Below are 21908 nucleotides of genomic sequence, written 5' to 3'. Positions count from 1 at the left end.
CAGCATCTGTGCCTTCCGGTTGATGACATGACGGCGATGCCGGGCATGCAGACAAGCCCTCAGGCATCGCGCGTTCGAATCGCGACATTACGGACAGAAGGACGAACAGCATGGCCAAGATATGCATGACGCACGGATGGCATGACGACAACAAGGGCGACTCCGCCATCCTGATGGGCACCATCGACTTCCTCGATCAGCTGATCGATGCCGAACAGGGCCGCAGCGATGTCTCCGGCGCCGGCGTGGCCAAGGCCGAAGGCCACCGCATCGACATCCTGCCCATCGATGATCAGGTGTTCGCCACCGAGCGCGGCCCGTTCCGCCATATCCGTCGCCGCTACCGTGAACGCGTCACCGTCGGCCAGCCGCTGATGCCGCCGATGCGTGACAAGCTGCGCTTCGTGACCTCGCTGCTTGGCCTGGGCGCCAAGATGATGTTCGGCAAGCAGGGCAAGAGTGGCAACGACATCATCGACGCCGCGGACCTGGTGGTCGTCAAGGGCGGCCATATCTTCCACAACGGCAGCTTCAAGAAGACGCTGTCCTCATGGCTGGCACTGATCGGCTATCTGGCGCCGGTGATGCTGGCCCGCAAGGCCGGCAAGCGCGTCTTGCTGCTGGGTCACTCCTTCGGCCCGTTCAAGACCCCGGCCCAGGAGCGCTTCTTCCTGCGCACCCTGAGCGATTGCCTGGTGGTCTCGCGTGAGGAAATCACCCACGCCATGACCCAGAAGGCCGACCCGAAGCTGCCGTACGCGCTGCTGGGCACCGACATGGCCTTCGCCATGGCCCCGCGTGCCAGCGACGAGCATGCCGCGGTCAAGGCACCGAATGGCGTGGCCTCGCCGTACGCCGTGATCACCCTGCGCGACTGGTGGGGCCTGGATCAGCAAGCCTTCGCCGAGCGTGTCGAGGTGCTGTCGCGCTCACTGCTGGAATCCCGCGAGCGTCTGGGCATCGAGCGCCTGCTGGTGGTACCGCACGTGCTGGGCCCGACCGATATCGAGAATGACCAGCGCATCTCCCAGCTGGTGTTCGATCATCTGCAGAAGGCATTGGCCTCGGCGGGCGGTGAAGACCTCGCCACGCGTATCGAGCTGGTACAGGGCGACCCGAGCCCGGACGCGCTGGTCGATCTCTACCGCGATGCCCAGTTCCTGGTCGGCACCCGCTTCCACTCGGTCATCTTCGCGCTGATGTCCGGCACGCCGGTCTACGCGCTGTCCTACTGTGGTCCCAAGGCGCCGGGCATCATGCGTGACTTCGGTCTCGGCGACAGCGTGCAGGACATCGAGAACTTCGACCCGGCACGCATCGTGGCCGATATCGAACAGCTGGTCGCCGACAAGGCCTTCCCGGCGCTGGCCGAGAAGGTCATCGCCGAGAAGCTGGCGATCACCGCCGACATCACGCGTGATTTCCTGCGCCGTGCACCGGGACGTGCCGGCGTCTGGGGCCAGCGTGAATTGAAGCTCAATGACGCTGCCTTCCCGGCACCGGTGGCGGCCACGCCAGCTGCTGCCGAGGCGGCCGCGCCGGCCGCTGCCATGGCCGCGGATGCGCCTGCCGGCGACAACAGCGCGACTGCCGCTCACGACAGCGAGCCTGTCGTGCGAGGAGCCTGATATGGCACATGTCGCTCTGTTGATTCAGGACATCAGTGCCTGTGGTGGCGTCGAGAAGGTGATGCATGGTCTGGCGCGGGACCTGAGCACCAGCCACCGGGTCACGCTGGTCTCGGTGCGCGAAGGCGAGCCCTACTGGGGGCGTCTGGAGGGTGTCGAATATCGCACCCTCGGGCTGCCGGCCACCGGCACGCGCCAGAACTTCCGCCATTGGGTGACGCATCTGCGTCGCCTGATGCTGGAGGAGCGGATCGAGGTGATGGTCAGTGGCTATTTTGCCTTCCATCTGGCGGCGCAGCTGGCGGCACGCGGCACCGGTGGCGTCGATGGCGAGGGGCGCCCGCGTCCGCGCACGCGCATCATCGCCCAGGAGCACAGCGCCTATCATCACGACCGTCGTGCCAAGCGCATCGTCAAGCAGCTGGCCTATCGCCACCTCGACGTGCTGCAGGTGCTCAATGAGGTCGATGCCGAATGCTGGCGTCGCCGCGGCCTCACGCCGACGGTGATTCCCAATTATCTGGATGACCAGCGGGCGGACGAGGCACGCAGCGGCTGCGAGCATCAGGTCGATGTGGTGATGGTCGGGCGTCTGGCGCCGATCAAGCGCCTCGATCTGGCGATTCGTGCCTTCGCGGATTCCGGCTACCGTCGCGGTCGCCTGGTGGTGGTCGGCGACGGCCCGGAGCGTGAACGCCTGCTGGCGCTGTGCAACGAGATGGGCCTGCGCGTCTTCCAGGGCGCCAACGACAGCACGGTGCCTGCCGGCACTCAGGTGCTGTTCACCGGCGCGCTCAGGGATGTCTCCCACGAGCTGCGGCGTGCACGCCTGTTGCTGCTGACCTCGGAGCGCGAATGCCTGCCGATGAACGTGATCGAGGCCAAGCGTGAAGGGCTGCCGTGCCTGTCGCGCCCGGTGCGTTCCGGCCCGCTGGCGCTGATCGAGCATGGCCGTGACGGGATGCTCAGCGCGGAACCGGATGGCAGTGAAGATGCCGCCATCATCGCGGAGCTTGCCCACGAGCTGGCGCGCCTCGAGTTCGATGACGAGCTTCTGCTGCGTCTCTCGAACGGTGCCTGGCAGAGCTTTGACCGCTACAGCGCACACGCGGTGTTGCCGCAATATCAGCGTCTGATCTCGCGTCTCGCGCCGCCGACGCCCGGCGATGCGGCGACTACCGGGCAGGCGCGTCAGGACTCATCCGCAGACACGCGCCCGGACACACACTCGCGTCGCGTTCAGCGACAGCCGCTTGAGGAGAAGGCCCATGGCTGATGTCTCCGTCATCATGCCCAACTACGGCTATGACCGCCGCCTGCACGCCGCCGTCGACTCGGTACTGGCCCAGAGCGAGCCGGTACGCGAGATCCTGATCAGCGACGATGCCTCACCGGATGGTGCCGCCAGTCGTCTGCGTGACGACTTCGCGGCGCTGGACACCGCCGGCGTCGAGATCCGCGTGCTGGAAACCGACACCAACGGCGGCCCGGGCCGGGCTCGCAACCGTGCCATCGCCGAGGCCAAGGGCCGCTACATCGCCTTTCTGGATGCCGACGATGCCTGGCTGCCCGAGAAGATCGAACGTCAGATCGCCTTCATGCAGGACACCGGCGCCGGGCTCTCCTACACCGGCTACGAGATGGTCGATGAGCAGGGCGAGCACGTCTCGTACTTCGCACCGCCCGAGCGCCTGACGCGTGACGATATGCTGCGCTCCAACTCCATCGGCTGCCTGACCGCCATCTATGACGCCGGTCGCTACGGGCGCTTCTACATGCCGACGATCCGCAAGCGTCAGGACCTGGCGCTGTGGCTGATCATCATCGGTCAGCTGGGCCCGGCGCAGGGCATGCCGGAACCGCTGGCGCGCTATACGCGTCGCGAAAGCAGCGTGTCGTCCAACAAGTTCAAGGCCGCCGCCTATCAGTGGCGTCTGTATCGTGAGGTGCTGGGGATGGATGTGATCAGCGCCAGTCGCAACTTTGTCCATTACGCGGTGAACGGTTATGCAAAACATCGTTGAACAGGATGTCGCGGCGTCCGCGACACCTTCCACCGAGTCCACGGCGGCTTCCCGCCATGCCGATGCAAGCGCGCAGCCGACCCTCGACTCGCGCCCGCGCGTGCTGGTCGGGGCACGCCAGGTGGATGACAGCGCGCGTCGCCAGGTGCCGGAGCTGACCTTCCTGATCTCGACCCTGGATGACGGCCTCTACAGCGTGCCGCGTCATGATGCGCTGCCCGGGGCGCGCTTCTTGATCGTGCATCAACTGTCAGACCCCGCGCGCCGCGAGCAATACCGCGAGTACGCGCTGGCCAATTTCGATAGCCGTTTCGAGTACCTGGCGATCGACGGGCGGGGTCTGTCGAAGAGTCGCAACACGGCGCTGGCCGCCTGTGCCACGCGCTACGCCTATGTGCTGGATGACGATATCGAACTGCATCCCCAGGCCGTCGCGCTGGTGATGGAAGCCTTCACCTGCACCGAAGCGGCCGCGATCAGCTTTCCCCACGTCAAGGCCTTCCCGCTGCATGAGCGAGACCCGGATCGGCCCGCGCCACCGGTGTCCTTCAAGACCCACAGCCTGATGTCACTGGCGCGCGTGCGCTCGGTCGACATGGCGCTGGATCTCTGCCAGTTCCATGCACGCTTCGATGAGCAGTTCGGCCTGGGCACCGATCAGCCCTCCGGCGAGGAGTTCATCGTGCTGAGCGATGCGCGTCGTCAGGGCGCGCGTCTGATGCGTGCCAATCTGGGCATCGTCGCTCATGCGGGGGTCACCTCCGGCAGCGACTTCTACAGCACGCCGGCTAAGGCGCGCACCAAGGGGCGCATGTTTGCCCGCGCCACCGGCAGTCGTTTCTCGCCGTTGTCATTGGCCTTTTTCCTGCGCAAGGCGCCGGTCGCCATGAAGCATGGCCACCTGGCGACCTTCGCGAAGCATTACTTTCGCTGATGGCTGCCGCGCCGCTGATGGCTCTCATTTGCTGATGGCTCTGATTTGATGACGACTCTAGCGCGAAGGAATGGCCGCCCATGCGGTGGCCATTGCCGCCCGGGTAGTCAATTGATCAAGCGGCATATCAGGGATGTTGCGACAGGCAGGATCAGAAAGATAAGTCACAAGTTATATAGGGTCATGTTTTGGATCATATTGCGCCCGACAGGATGACTTTTCACGAAGTTGCTTTATAACAGAGCCACACTTCGGGCAGAGATGATTGCCCGTCACTGACTCAAGCGGCGCGTCTTTTCCCTGCGAGCTACCTGCAGTCTACCTGCAATCACCTGCGAGCCTTCTGGCCCGTGGGTTGGGTAACCTCGCGCCGCTGTCACGAAATATCGCTGTTCAATGGGGGGGAATCCTCTTGCACAGGACACTGTCGGCATTTCTTTTTCGGCCAATGAAGGCGGGGAATTCCGCCTGCGATGACATCTCTTGAGAGAGATCCTAGGCAGTCTCGAGGGAGTCATGAGGGAGTCTTGAGGGAACATAACTTTACGGCGATATGCCCTGGAGTCCACCTCGATTGCCGCTGAAAAGCCGTCAGATGTGCACGAGCTTCTGCCGCCATTGCTTCGTTTCACTTTGAGTATCACGACACGATCTGGCGACAAGGCCAGCAAGGATGACATCAATGAAGATCACGATTTTTGGAAGCGGTTATGTCGGTCTGGTCACGGGTACCTGCCTGGCTGACGTCGGCCACGACGTAGTGTGCATGGATGTGGACGCCGCCAAGATCGAGGGTCTCAAGCAGGGCGAGATTCCCATCTATGAGCCGGGCCTGGAAGGCATGTTGCTGCGCAACGTGGAAGCCGGTCGCCTGAGCTTCACCACCGACGCGCGTGAAGCCGTCGAGCATGGCGTGCTGCAGTTCATCGCCGTGGGTACGCCGCCGGATGAAGACGGCAGCGCCGACCTCAAGTACGTGCTGTCCGTCGCCACCACCATCGGCGAGCACATGAATGACTACAAGGTCATCATCGACAAGTCCACCGTGCCGGTGGGCACGGCGGACCGCGTCAAGGCGCGGGTCAAGGACGTGCTCAAGGACCGTGGTGCAAGCGTCGATTTCGATGTCTGCTCCAACCCGGAATTCCTCAAGGAAGGCGCGGCGCTGGACGACTTCACGCGTGGCGCGCGCATCGTGGTCGGCACCGACTCCGAAGCGGTGCGGGAGCGCATGCGCGAATGCTACGCCCCCTACAACCGCAATCATGAAAAGCTGATGTTCATGGATGTGCGTGCCGCCGAGCTGACCAAGTACGCCGCCAACGCCATGCTGGCGACCAAGATCAGCTTCATGAACGAGATCTCCAACCTGGCCGAGCGCCTGGGTGCGGACATCGAGGAAGTGCGTCGCGGCATCGGCAGTGACCCGCGTATCGGCTACCACTTCATCTATCCGGGTTGTGGCTATGGTGGCTCCTGCTTCCCGAAAGACGTCCAGGCGCTGGCACGTACTGCCAGCCAGATCGGCTATGAAGCCGAGCTGCTGACCGCCGTGGAATCCGTCAACAAGCGCCAGAAGGTCACGCTGTTCGACAAGTTGTCACGCGCCTTCGATGGCGACCTCAAGGGCAAGACCATCGCCGTCTGGGGTCTGGCCTTCAAGCCCAATACCGATGACATGCGCGATGCGCCGAGCCGCACGCTGATGGAAGCGCTGTGGGCTGCGGGCGCGACCGTGCAGGCCTATGACCCGGAGGCGATGAAGGAATGCCGCCGCATCTACGGCGAGCGCGATGAGCTGGTGCTGGTCGCGGACCGTCAGCAGGCGGTCAAGGGTGCCGATGCGCTGGTGATCTGCACCGAGTGGAAGGAATTCCGCACCCTGGATGGCGAGTGGCTGAAGTCCCAGCTCGGCTTCCCGGTGGTGGTCGATGGCCGCAACCTGTTCGAGCCCGCCGCCATGAAGGCCGCTGGCCTGATGTACTACGCGGTCGGCCGCGGTGACACCCTGCTGCTGAATCAGGCTTGAGCTTGCCGCTTGGCATCACAGCCCGGGCATCAGTGCTCAAACGTCAGTGCTCAAGCGTCAATGCTCAGCCATCAAGGCTCAAGCAGGCATTGAACGTCACTGAAAGATTCAGCACGCGTACCTGATCTGCGTACGCACTCCCTGAAAGACATCCATTCAGTCGTGCCACGCTCTCCATGAGGGTGGCACGCAGTAGAGGAATTTCTCATGTGTGGCATCGTTGCCGGTCTGGCTCAGCGTGATATCAGCAAGATTCTGATCGAGGGGCTGCACCGCCTCGAATACCGCGGGTATGACTCCGCCGGCGTGGCGGTCATCGACCCTGCCGGAGAACTGCGCCGTGCGCGTGCCGTGGGCAAGGTGCGTGCGCTGGAAGACGAGCTGCGTGAGGCGCCGCTGTCCGGCGCCATCGGCGTGGCGCACACCCGTTGGGCGACCCACGGGCGTCCTGCCCAGCACAATGCGCACCCGCATCTCTCCAGTGAGCGGGTCGCCGTGGTGCACAACGGCATCATCGAGAACCACGAAGCCCTGCGTGGCGAGCTGGAAGCTGCCGGTTATGTCTTCACTTCCGAGACCGACACCGAGGTGGTCGCGCACCTGGTCGATCGCGAACTGTGCAGCGGCCTGGCACTGCCGGAGGCCGTCAATGCGGTCACCGCGCGGCTCGATGGCGCCTTCGCGCTGGCGGTGATGGAGCAGCGCAACCCCGAACTGCTGGTCGGTGCCCGTCAGGGTAGCCCGCTGGTGGTCGGCGTGGGGATCGATGAGCACTTCATCGCCTCTGACCCGCTGGCGCTGCTGCCGGTCACCGATCGCTTCATCTATCTCGATGAAGGTGACATGGTCGCCATCACGCCGGCGGGTATCCAGGTGCTGGAACGTACCGGCGACCGCGATGAGCTGACGCCGGTCACGCGTGAAGTGGTGCGTTACGAACACAGTGTCGAAGCCGCCGGCAAGGGCGAGTATCGCCACTTCATGATGAAGGAGATCATGGAGCAGCCGCGTGTGCTGTCGCGCACGTTGGCCGAGCGACTGGACCCGAAGGGCGTGCGTCTGGAGGCCTTCGATGTCTCGCGTCACTCCTTCCTCGCCGCCAGCGCTGGCAACGAGAGCGGCGCGGAGAAAGGCAAGCAGGTCGTGGATGTGGCGCGCCTGACACAGCTGTTCGCCGATGTGCGTCAGGTACAGATCATCGCCTGTGGTACCAGCTATCACGCCGGCATGGTGGCGCGTTACTGGCTGGAAGAGGTCGCTGGCATTCCGGCTCAGGTCGAGGTGGCCTCGGAATTCCGTTATCGCGAGCGGGTCGCGGCGCCGGGGACGCTGTTCCTGACTCTGTCCCAGTCCGGCGAGACCGCCGATACGCTGGCGGCGCTGCGCGACATCCAGAAGCTCAACCGTGAAGGCCCGCAGGCCGGTCACTATCTGGCAAGCCTTGCCATCTGCAACGTGGCGGGCAGCTCGCTGGTGCGTGAATCCGACCTGTCACTGCTGACTCACGCAGGGCCGGAAATCGGGGTTGCCTCCACCAAGGCCTTCACCACCCAGCTGGTAGCGCTGATGCTGACCACCCTGGCGCTGCGTCAGGCCAAGGGCGATGGTCAGACGGATGACCTGCTGAGCCGTCAGCTGCTGATGCGCCTCAAGGACCTGCCGCATGTGATCGAGCAATCCCTGGCGCTGGATGGGGAAATCGCGCAGCTGGCGGAGAAGTTCATGCACCGTCACCACACCCTGTTCCTCGGCCGTGGCAGCCAGTATCCCATCGCCATGGAAGGGGCGCTCAAGCTCAAGGAAATCTCCTACATCCACGCCGAAGCCTACGCGGCCGGTGAGCTCAAGCACGGCCCGCTGGCGTTGATCGACGAAGACATGCCGGTGGTGGCGGTCGCGCCGATGGATGACCTGATGGAGAAGCTGAAGTCCAACCTGCAGGAAGTTCGCGCCCGCGGCGGTCAGCTGTTCGTGTTCGCGGACCCGGAAGTCAGCCTCAAGGCCGGTGAGGGCGTTCACGTCGTCACCGTGCCGGGCGTGTGTCGCTTCCTCGCACCGATCGTTTACGCGGTGCCGCTGCAGCTGCTCTCCTATCACGTCGCCGTGCTCAAGGGCACCGACGTCGATCAGCCGCGCAATCTGGCCAAGAGTGTCACGGTGGAGTGATCGACTGCGCTTGAGGCCATGAAGCAAACAAAAGGGACTGCCCATGGGCAGTCCCTTTTGTTGCAGGCTATATCGAGAGCTTTGTCGCGAGCTTTCTCGAGGACTGGGTCTCTGGAAATGCTCGTCAGCGCTTCACATGAGCCAGCAGACGCTGCCAGCAGCGAATCACCAGTGACTGGCGATGCGTGTCAGCGCCTGGCTCACACTCGTCATCAGAGTCTTCATCAGTCTCTTCATCAAGGGCTGGGCCGGAATGGCGAATGCAGAAACGCTCCCCTGACGGTGCCATCATCCAGCGCGAGCTGCCCGCAGGGAGGCGTCCCGCCTGCACGTCCTCATCCAACTTTCTGCCCGCCGCCTTGATGGCGTCAATCGTGCTCTCCGAGAGTTCGATGAAGCCTTCATCGCCCGCTGAATCAGCTGTGTCCTGTGCTGGTGGAGTCTGAGTCATCAGATCAAGCCCTTGATGATCAGATTGACGCTCGAGACCAGCAGAATGGCATAGGCGACCTGACGCAGACGATTGTCACTCAAGGGCGGCGGGAAGCGACGCGCCAGCTCGGTGAAGAGCATCACGACGAGGGCGCCCGACAGACCCACGAGCAGCAGCTGGGGCAGGGTGTCGCCGATACGCCCCGGGGCCGCGATGCTGAGGCCCATGCGCACGATGCCAGTGACGATGAAGACACCGAACAGCGTGCAGCGAATGGCGATCAGGGTCATCGGCTGACGATAGAGCACGACCACCAGAGGCGGGCCATTGGCCGCGAACAATCCCCCCATCAGGCCTGACAGCACACCGGCGGTATGAAAGTGCCAGCGTGGCGATGTCGTGGCACGCGGGCCCGGTTGAGCCAGCAGGGCGAGACAGGCAACCAGAATGACGATGCCCAGCAACATGCCCAGCAGGGGGGCTCTTTCACTGCCCAGCCAGACCGCCAGGAAATAGCCCACCGGCAACATTGGTAGACTGGTGACTAGCAGGCGGCGTGCCAGGCGCGGATTGATCTCTCGCCAGTGCCCGCGCATGGCCATCCCGTTGTTGAACAGGCCCAGCAGAGTACACAGCAATGCGGCGCTCTCGATGGGCAGCACATCGAGGGTCGCCAGCAGACCCATCACGATCAATCCGAAGGCGAAACCGGTCAGGGTCTGGATATAGCTGGCGAGTGCCAGACTCATCATGATGGCGACAAGTTGCCAAGGCTCCATGAAGTCTCCGTGGGCAAGGGGGGATAGAACAGAAAGGGCAGGGCGGCGCTGGCTTCAACATGCGCGAGGCCTGGCGCTGGCAGGCAAGGGCGCTTGAGAGCGGGCGCCGTGCGCGTGCGGGCAGGCCGACCAATGCCTGCCATCATAGCCTGCATCGCGCTCTGGCAGTATGACACTCGCGCAAAGTGCTCACGTTGATGTGCGTCACATAAGGCCGCGGGCATGACGGCTTTGGTCGTGCTGGCTCAATTGGCTCAGTGGGCGGGGCGTATTTCAGTAGTCACTGATTCTCAGTATCTGGCATGAGTTGCCGGAGGATTGGCGCATAAACGCTCATGATTTCGGCTTTTGGCGACAGCGCAGCTTGTTTGGGCAGGGGGGGATTATTAGTCTGTGGTCAACGGCGGGGCAGGAAGTGTCGCCATTTGCTGCCACTTTCTGCCACTTTCTGCCACTACCTTTCTCACGAGCGGACATCCTTCCAGTGTCCACTCCTCAGGGTGACGTCGCTCACCTGTCATCTTCAGTCCAGGATCAGCTTCTGGCGGATGAACGGGACTCAAGCACTAAAATATAAGAAATTGCGAATAAAAGTCAGTCGCAAGAACTGACCCACTCTTCAGTGCAGTGTGTGCTCTGCTTCGAGGGCGCTGGTCGGCTGTGCTGGTCAATGACAGTGAACAATAAAGAAGGCAGGGCATGGAACGCTATACAGGGAAGTCGCCTTACTTTTCCATCGTGACGCCAAATCACAATTCAGGGGATGGTCTTGCGCGCTGCATCAACAGCTTGCGTGACAACCAGGCATCCTATGAACACATCATCATTGATGATTGCTCGACGGATGATGGATTCCTGTGGGCTGAGCGACAGGCGCAGCAGCAAATGGAGCAGCAATCCTCAGTGTCCACGCTATCCGGCGAGACGCCTGACATCCCCGGGCGGCTGGTTCTGCGCCGCAATCCTCACAACATGGGGCCGGGTGGCACGCGCAATCATGGTCTGAGCCTGGTCAGCGGCCGCTATGTGCTGTTCTGTGACGCTGATGATCATTTCGCGCCTGGCGCGCTGGATATTCTGCAGGCCCGCATCGAGGCGTTCGACTCGCCCGAGGCAGTGGTCTTCCGCTACTGCCTGCAGGGCCCCAAGGGCGATCACGACAGCCTGGCATTCTGCCAGCAGGCCGAGGAGCGTCCGCTGGCCCGGGCCTTTCGTGACTTCATGCATGACACCATCGTGTCGTCTCCCTGGGGCAAGGCGATCCGCGCCGACCTGGCTTGCTCGCTGAGCTTCCCTGATCTGCCCGTGTCGCAGGATGGCCTCTATAACCTGGATCTGTTCGGACGCGCAGAGCGCGTACTGTATCTGCCCGAGGTGCTGTATTACTTCGACAAGCGCAGTGACGGCTCTCTGACGCGCAAGCCGTTCAGCAACCAGGAACTGGACAAGTTCCACCGCAGCTGGCGGGTCTTCGCGGAGCATTATCGTGAGCATTTCGCCGCGACGCATGGCATGGCCCTGCTGGAAATCCGCGGCCTGCGTTTCGTCGGCGTCAGCTTCATCATGCGCCAGGCGATCAACAAGACGGCGGATGATTCGCGGGTGCGCAAGGTCGTGCTCGATCAGGTGCGACAAGCGTCCTGGTCATCTCTGCGCCAGCTCTCGCTGAAGGAGCAGGCGCTGTTGATGAGCTATGCAGTGAGCCCGGCATTGTCCCGGCAACTTGTCCGCCGGAGCCAATACGCCTCATGAGCACTCATAAACATATCCTGTTCTATACCGGTGCCCAGTCACGCACCGGCGGCACCGAACGTGCCTGCGCCGATACCGCCAACATGCTGGCCGCCAGTGGCGATTATCAGGTCGAGATTCTCAGCGAATATGGCCCGGCGGAGAGTCCCTATCCGCTGCATGACGATATCGTGCACGAATCACTCTATCCCGAGCGCTCGCATCTGGGCGCCGTGCGTGGCCTGTGGTTGTTCCTGCGTCTGCTGTGGGTGGTGCTGCGCAAGCGCCCGGACGTGGTGGTGGTGGTCGAGAGCATCGGCTTCCTGCCCTTCCTGCTGCCGACGCTGCTCTGTCGCCGCACGCGCTACCTGTGCTGGGAGCACTTCAATGCCACCTCGGATCTCGGCATTGCCCGCCGTGATACGGCGCGGCGTCTGGCGGCGCATCGCGCCGACCGCATCGTGGTGCTGTCGCATGAAGACCGCCACTACTGGGAGCGTCTGCATCCGGCCGCACGCGAGCGACTCAGCGTGGTGCCCAACCTCAATCCGCTTGAGCATGTCGTTGCCGAGCGTCAGGCGCATCAGAGCCGTGAGAGCAGTGCTGAGCAGGTGGCGGACTTGCGAGACGCCAGGTCGCCCAGGGTGGCGGTGGCCGTCGGCCGCCTCGAGCCACAGAAGGGCTTCGATCTGCTGCTTGAGGCCTGGGCGGCGTTGCCTGAGGCGACCCGTGATGGCTGGGTCTTGCGCATCGTCGGCGAGGGCGCAGAGCGTGATTCCCTGGCGGCGCAGGCCGAGCGCCTGAAGATTACCCATCAGCTGCAGATGCCGGGCCAATGCCGGGACATCCGGCGCGAATACGCCGCGGCGGACCTGTTCGTACTCTCGTCGCGCTTCGAGGGCTTTGGCCTGGTGCTGGTCGAGGCGCTGAGCTGTGGCGTGCCCTGTGTCAGCTTCGCGTGCCCGGCCGGGCCAGGCGAGATCATCAAGCATGGCGTCAATGGCTATCTGGTCGCGCAGGGCGATGTAGACGCCATGACCCGTCAGCTTGATGAGGTGCTGGGGGATGAGGCGGTGCTCGACAGGTTGCGCGCCAATGTGGATTACGGGCTGGACCGTTTCTCCCGCAATACCGTCGAAGCCAGCTGGCGCACGGTGCTTGAGGGTCTGGAAGCCCCGGCGCTGTTGAAGGTGATCTGATCGGCTGGCCGCCGTGTTGGCGCCTGGATGACGGTGGCAGGCAATACCGATAGTGGACAGACAAGTGAGGGCAGCCGCCCTCACTTTTTTCATGAACGACAGCAGGAGGCTATCGCCGTGAGAATCATGCATGTCATCTCGACTCCCGCCTCTGGCGGCGCCGAGGTCTACGTCAAGGACCTGAGTCTGGCGATGGTGGCCGCTGGCCACAGTGTGCATATCACCTTTCTGGAAACCGCCGCGGAATGTGGCCGTGACCTCGAATACGAGCATCGCTTTCTGAGCCAGCTGAGTGCCGGCAATGTCAGCTACTCGTTTCTGGGCATCGAGACACGCCGTCGCCCGTGGCAAGGCGTGACGAGGCTGCGCAGGGAAGTGACGCGCTTCGCGCCGGATGTGGTGCATTGCCACCTGTATTACGCACTGATGTTCGCCTTTGGGTTGCCACGTCAGTTGCCGGTGATGATGACGGTGCACAGTATCGAACTGGGTGCGCCGGCCTGGATGTTCCGACTGTTTGATCGTCGCGTGACGGCCTACGTCGGTATCTGTCGAGCCTGCACCGACAAGCTGGCGCCGATTGCGGCGCGTCCGGTGGTGCAGATCGACAACGCCGTCTCCGGCGCGCGTCTCAAGGCCAGTGGCTGGCGCGAGGCGAATCAGCAGGCCCCGGTGCAGCTGGCGGCGATCGGTCGTCTGACCGATGCCAAGCAATACCCCCTGATGCTGGAAAGCTGCGCCAGACTCAAGGCGCAGGGCCTGGCGTTCACGCTCAGGATCGCCGGTGAGGGCCCGCACAAGGCACAGCTGATGGCGCAGATCGAGGCGCTCGGGCTCACTGATGAGGTCAGCTTGCTGGGCAATATCTCGGATGTGGCGGGGCTGCTGGCCAGCGCCGATGCCTTCATCATGTCATCCGCCTGGGAAGGCCTGCCGATCTCGCTGCTGGAGGCGACGCTCAGTGGCCTGCCGGTGCTGGTCACCGATGTCGGCGGCTGTGCCGAGGTGGTGCATCGGGTCGGCAACGGCCTGGTGGTTGATCAGCACACGCCTGAGCGCTATGCCGAGGCGTTGGGGCGACTGGTGGGGGATGCTGAATTGCGGCGTGCCTTCGCCCGCAACGCGCGCCGTTACGGGGCCAGTTATCACATCGATACCGCCCTGAGCGGGCATCTGGCGCTGTATGGCAGCCACCAACCGGCGCAGGACACCTCGGGGCTGGAGGTGACGCCCTGAGTGTCCGCGGCGGACACCCAAGTGACGGAAAGGCATGTTCAGGAAAGGCATGTTCAGGAAAGGCGGCCACGTTGCGTCGCTCATGATCGCCATTGGAAAGGCCAGGGGGGCGCTGACACTCCCCTGGCCTTTTCGTCTTTGGGGCGTGTCCAGGCGTGGTCGAGGCATCTGCGCGGTATCTGCTAAACGTTTGCGGGGCGTATCCAGGGGTCTGCGGAGCGTATGTGGGGCCTGTGCAAAGTGCGGTTGGGATTTCTCATTCTGCAAAGATGAGTCAGATGATGAGTTGTTGCTAAATTAAAGTAGTTTGATTTCGCAATTCGCATTAGATGCGCTAAGGGTAATCTGTCGTCTGTCAGGTACCTGACTGCCAATGATGAGGATTAGGGGAAGCAGCTTAAAGTTATCACCGCCAGTACAATCGTCTCGACGACCCGACAAGTCCTTGCTGTTGAAGTCAATTGATTTATTATCAGCCCTGTTGAAGAGGGGACAGTAATGTCGCTTATTGGCGAATCAGACGTCGCCGGTAAAGCGCCGGGTTCTCTTCGCTGCGACGTGCGTCATGTGAAGGCCTATCGAGGTCGTCGGGCATGGCCGAGGCATGCAGGCAGCATGCGCAGGAGTCGAGCGACACAAGCGTGATACAAGCACGAGACAAGAGCAGGCCGGGCCTCGCAGATGGGCAGTCAGGCGGGTAGAGGTACCGCTCCAGCGGGCGACACCGGGTACGGCAAATGCCTCATGAGAAGGCATCAAGTCCCGGGGTCGAGTCTGGGGTCGGGGTCATTGCCGCTGGGTAGTCAGTCAGACCCGAGCTTGCCACAGACGTACAGGATAGTGCGTCAGCTCAGGCAGAGAATGTCAGTAACACATTGTATTAAATGGATTTGATATATTGGACGTGATTGACGAAGCCGTCGGTGCCTTACGCGCCAGCGGCGTGTCCCTTGCCTTGCGGGGCATTGGGCGGTCGCCTCATTCGAGGTCGCGCTACCTGCCAGGTCGGGCAGATGGCGCAGGCGCTTCCGGGCGATCGAGCGTTGCACCTCAATCATCGCACCTCTCCATGGAATGCATGCGGGCATGAATTCTCATCCCGTTCTGACGCTGCCGTGCCAGCTGACTCGCCAACGAGATCGACAGGTCTCGCCTGCTTGAAGGGGCGGCATAAACCTTCCGTCGACAGTGGCCCCTGACAGGTTCAAGCAACGAGTCGCTTGAACGGAAATGTCAATAAAAGTGCAAGAAAGAAGTAATCAGTAATGTTGATGCGATCAATCTTATAAGTATCGGTTAATCAAATGAGTCATGTTGTCTTGATTGATGAGAAAGTCGATCAATGCAATATGTTTCATGTGTTAGATGCTTGGTAGTGAATTACTAAAATACTAATAAACGTTCCATTTCGGAGTTCGGTCATGGGCATGTGTCATGGACACATGCCTGACGTGTGTCCGGTGATATCGCAGGGGTATCGAAGGGCAGGCGTGACCACTCCATGACAGATGACATGTACGCCAACAGGGCGCCGCTATCGGCAGCAGGGGAGAACGCCAGTTCCTCGGGGCGGTAGCGTGCCGAAACAGCGCCTGGCGGTAGCGGTCAGGATCACAGGGGAAGAGACAGGATATGGATATACCGGTCAGAACGACGCTCCGGGCGTTCTCATTTGCCGCCGTGGTATTGGCGATGAGCGGGTGTGCCTTCGCGCCCGGTGGGCACATGGATTATGAAGCCGAGGTCGCGCCGCTGACCGACCAGGTGGAAGTCACGCCGATCACCCCCGGGCTGATCTCCAACTATCGCGCACGCCCCGCCCAGACCGCTCCCGCGCCGCCTGAGCTGGTCGATGACATCAAGCAGTACGTCTACCGCGTGGGCGGCGGCGACATTCTGGCCATCAACCTGAGCACGCCGCTGGACCTGGCTCAGGAAAGCGGTGTGCAGCGTCAGACGGTCGAGGCGCTGACCTACATCGTCCAGCCGGATGGCACGCTGTTCTACCCCTATGTCGGGCGCATCAACATTCGTGACATGACGGTGGATGAGGTGCGCGCCGCGCTGGTCGCGGGGCTGTCCCGTTACATCACCGAGCCGCAGGTCAATGTCTCGGTGGCGCAATTCCGCTCCAAACGCGTCTATCTGAGTGGCGCCGTGACCGAGCCCGGCTTCGTGCCGGTCACGGATGTTCCTCTGACCCTGATCGATGCCATCAGTGCCAGCGGCGGGGTCACGGCACTGGCCAATACCCACAACATCACGCTGACGCGCGACGGCCAGCAGGAGCACCTGAGTCTCTATCAGCTGCTGCAGCAGGGCGACATGCGTCAGAACCGTCTGCTCAAGGATGGCGACGTGATCAATGTGCCGGTGGCGGAAGACCAGAACGTCTTCGTGCTCGGTCAGGTACTCAAGCCCGGCAACATGCCGGTGGGCAATGAACGTCTGAGCCTCACCGACGCGCTGTCACGGGCCGGCGGGGTCGATGAGGACCGCGCCAATCCGTCAGGCGTCTTCGTGGTGCGTGAAAATTCGCCGGAGTCCGACAAGCTGGCCACGGTCTTCATTCTCGATATCTCGGATGCGACCTCGCTGATGCTGGGCGCGCGCTTCCCGCTGCAACCGCGTGATGTGGTCTACGTGACCGCCGCGCCGGTCAGCCGCTGGAACCGTGTGCTGAGCCAGTTGCTGCCGTCCGTGACCAGTACCGGGGCCTTCGTCTCGGTCATCGATGACATCGAGGATTGAGGTCATGTCCCACTCCCGCATGGCAGGTCGCGTCGCGACCTGCCGTATCACCTGCCTGCCGGGCCTGAATCGTTTACTCAAGGCGGCGTCATGAATCAGTACACCTCTCCCATGCCATCCTCTTCTGCACAGCCTGGCAAGGACACCACGCGCCGACTCGATTTCAGCACCATTCTCGCCTTGCTCTGGCATCGACGCTGGTGGCTGATCGGCAGCACGCTGCTGTTCACCCTCCTGGGCATCTATCTGGTCGGTAGCCAGCAACGCATCTACCTGGCCGATTCCCTGATCCAGATCGAGGACAAGGGCGGCAGCGCCAGCCTGCTGGGGCCGCTGGCCGGTCAGGCGACCGGCAGCGACGAGAGCAGCACCAGCGATGAGCTGGAAATTCTTGCCTCACGACTGGTACTGGGCCAGGCCGTGGATCGCGAGCGCCTCAATATCGTGGTCTCCCCGGTGCGTTACCCGGTCATCGGTGACTGGCTCTCCAACCGCCATCTGCGCCTGCCGGCAAGCCTGGGCGGGCAGGACTACGCCTGGGGCGATGACACCCTCAAGGTCACCACGCTCGAGCTGAGCGGCCCGTGGCAACAGCAGACGCTGACCCTCGAGGCCCTGGGCGATGAGCGCTACCGCCTGCTGGATGCCGAGGGTCAGGCGATCGTCGATGGCAAGGTAGGCGAGAACGCGCTGGCGGAGGGCATCAAGGTCTTCGTGCGCGAGTTGTCAGCCGAACCCGGTGCACGTTTCACGCTGACCAGCATCTCGGACCTGAGCGCCATCAACTCGCTCAAGTCGCGCTTCACCGCCGTGCGCAATGGCACCGACACCGGGGTGGTCACGCTGAGCCTGTCCGGCAGTGACCAGACCGCCATCGTCAACACCCTGGACACCATCACCAATGTCTTCCTGCAGCAGAACATCGAGCGGGAGTCCGCCGAGGCGGACAATCAGCTCGGCTTTCTGGGCGACCAGATCCCGACGCTGCGTGGCCAGCTCGATGAGGCCGAATCGGCACTCAACGACTATCGCCGCCGTCGCGACTCGGTCGATCTGACCGCCGAGAGTCAGCAGGTGATGGAGAATCTCGTCGGGCTGGACAATCAGCTGACCGAGATCAAGCTGCGCCTGGCCGAGCTGTCCCGTGCCTACACCAGCGAGCACCCGGCCTATCGGGCGCTGGTGGCACGCCGTGATTCGCTCAATCAGGAGAAGGCGCGCGTGCAGAAGCAGGCCGAGCAACTGCCGGCCGCCCAGCGCGAGGCGCTCAACCTGAACCGCAATGTCACCGTCAGCCAGGAAATCTATGTCGCGCTGCTCAACAAGCGCGAGGAAGTGCGCCTCAAGAAGGCCGGCACCGTCGGCAACGTGCGCATCCTGGACCCGGCAGTGCTGCAGCCAGTGCCCATCTCGCCGAAGACGTCCCTGATGCTGGCCGTGTTCTGCATGATCGGCCTGATGCTGGGCACGCTGGCCGCGCTGTTGCGTCATGCGATGCGCAAGGGCATCGACACCGCCGAGCAGATCGAGGCGCTGGACCTGCCCGTCTACGCCACGGTGCCGCTGTCGCCGCAGCAGCACAACATGATGCGCCGCGTGCGCCTCAAGGGCGAGAAGGGCGGCCGCGAGATCTATCAGGGGGTGCTGGCCACCTCCCAGCCGTCGGACATCAGTATCGAGGCTCTGCGCAGCCTGCGCACCAGCCTGCACTTCGCCCTGCTCGACAATCGTCGCAAGTCGGTGATGTTCACCGGGCCGAGCCCGGGCATCGGCAAGAGCTTCGTCAGCCTCAATCTGGCGGCGGTGAGCGCCGAGGCCGGTCAGCGCGTGCTGCTGATCGATGCCGACATGCGCCGCGGTCACCTGCATCACGCCTTCCAGCGTACCTCCGAGCAGGGCGGTCTGTCGGATGTGCTCAGCGGTGCCAGTCCGCTGGACAGCGTGCTGTATCACTCGCGCATCGACAATCTTGATTTCCTCGGCCGTGGCGTCGCGCCGCCCAACCCGTCGGAGCTGTTGATGCAGCCCAATTTCGCCGAGCTGCTGGAGCAACTCGGTGAGCGTTACGACCTGATCATCATCGACACGCCGCCGGTACTGGCCGTGACCGAAGCGCTGATCATCGGTCGTCACGTCGGCGCCAGTCTGATGGTGGCGCGCTTTGGCATGAATCAGGTGCGCGAACTCGAGCATGCACGCAAGAAGCTCGAGAACAATGGCATTCACGTCAAGGGCGCCATCCTGAATGCCATCGAACCGCAAGCTGGCGACAAGCATGGCTACGGTTATTACAACTACAGCTACGCCTGACATCGTCTCGCTTGGCAGCTCTCATGACGCTTGAATCACGGAGGAGGTAAGCACGATGAGCGGTATACCCTTGTCGATGGAGCACCAGCGGCGTTACTCGCATCACTACGAGCGCTTGCTGGCCAGCAAGCGATTGCAGCTGATCTTCGGGATGCTGGTGGTGGTCATCGCGCCGGCACTGTACCAGGCAGGGTTGAACCAGCTGATGCAGGGTGACACCCACTGGTGGCTGACCAGCGATGATCAGTGGCATGCCCTGCTGGGCACCGGCGTGGCGTACACCCTGTCGGTGACGGCGGTCAATCGCCTGTCCCGCCTGCCGGGCACGCGCTCCTACCTCTATGTCGTGCCGGCGATCGTCATCTCCTATCTGACCTTGATGATGGTGCTGGGCGTGCTGGGGCTTGAGTATTCGCGTCACCAGGTCGGCCTGTCCTTCCTGCTCGCGGTGAGCCTGTGCACGGCCTACTACTACATCGATACCCGACTGCGCCGGATGCGCTTCGCGGTGGTGCCCTACGGCAAGGCACCGAGTCTGTGCACCCGCCCTGGCGTCGAGTGGCTGTCGTTGCGCGGGCCTGACCTGGTCGGCCTGCCGCGTATCGACGGCGTGGTGGCTGACCTGCGCGGTGAGCTGCCCAGCGAGTGGGAGAGCTTCCTGGCCGACTGCACCATCCACCGCATCCCGGTCTATCACGCCACCCATGCCCACGAGATGATCACCGGTCGCGTGCTGCTGGATCACCTCTACGCCAACGAGTTCGGCTCGCTGACGCCGCGGGAAGACTATGAGGTCATCAAGCGCTGGATGGACTTCGCCGTCGCCGCGCTCATGCTGCCGCTGCTGGCGCCCGTCATGTTGCTGACGGCGCTGGCGATCCGCCTCGACAGTCCCGGGCCGGTGATCTTCCGCCAGCCGCGCATGGGCTTTCACTGCCGCCCCTTCACCGTCTACAAGTTCCGCAGCATGTATGACGGCATGAAGGGCGCGGGCTTCACCCAGGAAGGCAGTGATCCGCGCATCACGCGAGTCGGGCGCTTCATCCGCAAGTGCCGTCTCGATGAGCTGCCCCAGCTGTTCAATGTGCTCAAGGGCGACATGAGCCTGATCGGCCCGCGCCCCGAGTCGATGAATCTGGCCGACTGGTATCGCAAGGACGTGCCGTTCTTCCACTACCGCCATGTCGTGCGCCCGGGCATCACCGGCTGGGCGCAGGTCGAGCAGGGTTACGCCGCTGAAGTGGAAGGCATGATCCGCAAGCTGGAATACGACTTCTTCTACATCAAGCACTTTTCCTTCTGGCTCGATCTGCTGGTGGTGATCCGCACCATCAAGATCGTGATCAGCGGCAACGGCTCGCGCTGAGCGGGCCTGCACTCTCTGTAGACGTCTGTAGACGAGTGTCTCCGCAGGCGAGTGTGCGGCACTTCTCTGAAACGTGTAGCGAGTCGCTGCCAGAGGAACCCGGCAGCGAACGCGCTGCACCGGCACTCGTCTGCTGTCAGAGCCAACCTTCATCTGATGTACGAAAGGAGTCGATATCATGATTACGGTGACGCGTCCCTACTTCCCGGAGCGGGAGAATTTCGACCGCTATGTGGATTCCATCTTCGAGGGGTGCTGGTTGACCAACCACGGCCCGCTCGAGCAGGAGCTCACTCGGCGTCTGGAAACCTACCTGGGCGTCGAGAACCTGCTGCTGGTCAGCAATGGCACCCTGGCGCTGCAGATCGCCTATCGCGCGCTGGGCATCGCCCAGATGCCGGGCCAGTACGAATCGGCGGAGGTCATCACCACGCCCTTCACCTTCATCGCCACCGCCAGCAGCCTGAAGTGGGAGGGCATGCAGCCGGTATTCACGGATATTGACCCCGACACCCTGTGTCTGGACCCGGCACGCATCGAGTCGGCCATCACGCCACGCACCCGTGCCATCGTGCCGGTGCACGTGTTCGGCAATGCCTGTGATGTCGAGGCCATCGATGCGCTGGGCGAGGCGCATGATCTGAAGGTCATCTATGACGGTGCCCACGCCTTCGGCGTGACCTATCGCGGCAACAGCCTGCTGTCACATGGCGATGCCAGCACCCTGAGCTTCCACGCCACCAAGCTGTTCCACAGCATCGAAGGCGGCGCGATCATCTTCAAGCGCAAGGAAGACCTGGAGCGCGCCCGCAAGTTGATCAACTTCGGCATCACCGGCCCGGAGTGCATTGAGGAGCTGGGCATCAACGCCAAGATGAACGAATTCCAGGCGGCGATGGGGCTGTGCGTGCTGGATGAGATCGAAGGCAATCTGGAGAGCCGGGCGCTGGTCTGGCATGCCTATGCCCAGGCGCTGCGCGGCAATGTCCAGCTGCAGACCCGCCAGACCGGCGCCAGCCTGAATTACGCCTACTTCCCGATCATTCTCGAAAGCGAAAGCATGCTGCTCGAGGTGATGCAGCGTCTGCAGCAGGAAGGCTATCTGGCACGACGTTACTTCTGCCCGTCGCTGGAATCGCTGTCCTTCCTCGGGCGACCCGCCGCCGAGTTGCAGGACGAGGATGTCATCACCCCGCAGATCGTGCATTCCACCGATATCGCCAGTCGTATCCTGTGTCTGCCGCTCTACTCGGGGCTTGAGGTCAGCGAGATCCTCGGGGCGGTGCGCATCATCGTCAATCGCCACGTCAAGGCTGCCTGAT

The 21908-nt window shown here is 62.8% G+C and carries 15 protein-coding genes; 13 read left to right on the top strand and 2 right to left on the bottom strand.

Translation table 11 applies throughout. The annotated features are described in order from the left end of the window. The first annotated feature begins 110 nt into the window (after positions 1 to 110). From U0O11_RS11645 to glmS, 6 genes are all read left to right on the top strand, one after another. Positions 111 to 1628, top strand: a complete 1518-nt coding sequence (locus U0O11_RS11645) for a polysaccharide pyruvyl transferase family protein (protein WP_324690170.1) — start codon at positions 111 to 113, stop codon at positions 1626 to 1628. A gap of 1 nt (position 1629) precedes the next feature. Next, the gene (locus U0O11_RS11640; protein ID WP_324690169.1) at positions 1630 to 2904 is read left to right on the top strand and encodes a glycosyltransferase; all 1275 of its coding nucleotides are present in this window, start codon (positions 1630 to 1632) and stop codon (positions 2902 to 2904) included. Continuing rightward, positions 2897 to 3652: a glycosyltransferase family 2 protein gene (locus U0O11_RS11635; protein ID WP_043334128.1), complete on the top strand. Its 756-nt coding sequence runs from the start codon at positions 2897 to 2899 to the stop codon at positions 3650 to 3652. The genes U0O11_RS11640 and U0O11_RS11635 overlap by 8 nt, the downstream gene beginning before the upstream one ends. Further along, a complete protein-coding gene (locus tag U0O11_RS11630) occupies positions 3636 to 4586 on the top strand; it encodes a glycosyltransferase family A protein (protein ID WP_200017267.1) in 951 nt (316 codons plus the stop codon). Before U0O11_RS11635 ends, U0O11_RS11630 begins: the two co-directional genes overlap by 17 nt. A 682-nt stretch (positions 4587 to 5268) precedes the next feature. After that, positions 5269 to 6615 carry a UDP-glucose dehydrogenase family protein gene (locus tag U0O11_RS11625; RefSeq protein ID WP_153636201.1) on the top strand — a complete coding sequence of 449 codons (1347 nt, stop codon included), beginning with the start codon at positions 5269 to 5271 and terminating at the stop codon, positions 6613 to 6615. Positions 6616 to 6822: 207 nt separating this feature from the next. Further along, entirely contained in the window at positions 6823 to 8781 is a 1959-nt protein-coding gene (glmS, locus tag U0O11_RS11620) for a glutamine--fructose-6-phosphate transaminase (isomerizing) (RefSeq protein ID WP_324690166.1), read from the top strand. Between the two features lie 124 nt (positions 8782 to 8905). On the opposite strand, the gene U0O11_RS11615 is transcribed toward glmS, so the two are convergent. Continuing rightward, positions 8906 to 9232, bottom strand: a complete 327-nt coding sequence (locus U0O11_RS11615) for a hypothetical protein (RefSeq protein WP_324690164.1) — start codon at positions 9230 to 9232, stop codon at positions 8906 to 8908. Further along, entirely contained in the window at positions 9232 to 9993 is a 762-nt protein-coding gene (locus U0O11_RS11610) for a sulfite exporter TauE/SafE family protein (RefSeq protein WP_324690162.1), read from the bottom strand. The genes U0O11_RS11615 and U0O11_RS11610 overlap by 1 nt, the downstream gene beginning before the upstream one ends. A 699-nt stretch (positions 9994 to 10692) precedes the next feature. Between U0O11_RS11610 and U0O11_RS11605 the strand changes: the two genes are divergently transcribed. The 7 genes from U0O11_RS11605 to U0O11_RS11575 all read left to right on the top strand — a co-directional run bounded on the left by U0O11_RS11605 (position 10693) and on the right by U0O11_RS11575 (position 21907). Next, positions 10693 to 11745 carry a glycosyltransferase family 2 protein gene (locus tag U0O11_RS11605; protein ID WP_248377326.1) on the top strand — a complete coding sequence of 351 codons (1053 nt, stop codon included), beginning with the start codon at positions 10693 to 10695 and terminating at the stop codon, positions 11743 to 11745. After that, positions 11742 to 12923: a glycosyltransferase family 4 protein gene (locus U0O11_RS11600; RefSeq protein ID WP_324690159.1), complete on the top strand. Its 1182-nt coding sequence runs from the start codon at positions 11742 to 11744 to the stop codon at positions 12921 to 12923. Before U0O11_RS11605 ends, U0O11_RS11600 begins: the two co-directional genes overlap by 4 nt. A gap of 126 nt (positions 12924 to 13049) precedes the next feature. After that, positions 13050 to 14159, top strand: a complete 1110-nt coding sequence (locus U0O11_RS11595) for a glycosyltransferase family 4 protein (RefSeq protein WP_324692526.1) — start codon at positions 13050 to 13052, stop codon at positions 14157 to 14159. A gap of 1632 nt (positions 14160 to 15791) precedes the next feature. Further along, positions 15792 to 16910 (top strand): polysaccharide export protein, encoded by a 1119-nt coding sequence (locus tag U0O11_RS11590; protein ID WP_054556249.1) that lies wholly within the window; start codon positions 15792 to 15794, stop codon positions 16908 to 16910. Positions 16911 to 17000: 90 nt separating this feature from the next. After that, a complete protein-coding gene (locus U0O11_RS11585; RefSeq protein ID WP_107336369.1) occupies positions 17001 to 19220 on the top strand; it encodes a polysaccharide biosynthesis tyrosine autokinase in 2220 nt (739 codons plus the stop codon). Positions 19221 to 19275: 55 nt separating this feature from the next. Then, on the top strand, positions 19276 to 20586 hold the full coding sequence (locus U0O11_RS11580; protein WP_324690155.1) for an exopolysaccharide biosynthesis polyprenyl glycosylphosphotransferase: 1311 nt from the start codon (positions 19276 to 19278) through the stop codon (positions 20584 to 20586). A gap of 178 nt (positions 20587 to 20764) precedes the next feature. Continuing rightward, entirely contained in the window at positions 20765 to 21907 is a 1143-nt protein-coding gene (locus tag U0O11_RS11575; RefSeq protein WP_324690153.1) for a DegT/DnrJ/EryC1/StrS family aminotransferase, read from the top strand. The last annotated feature ends 1 nt before the right edge of the window (position 21908 follow it).

The sequence above is a fragment of the Cobetia sp. D5 genome (assembly GCF_035666195.1).
Taxonomy (GTDB): Bacteria; Pseudomonadota; Gammaproteobacteria; order Pseudomonadales; family Halomonadaceae; genus Cobetia; species Cobetia amphilecti.
Note: the sequence above shows the minus strand (reverse complement) of the source record. Positions and strands in the feature narration are given on the sequence as shown.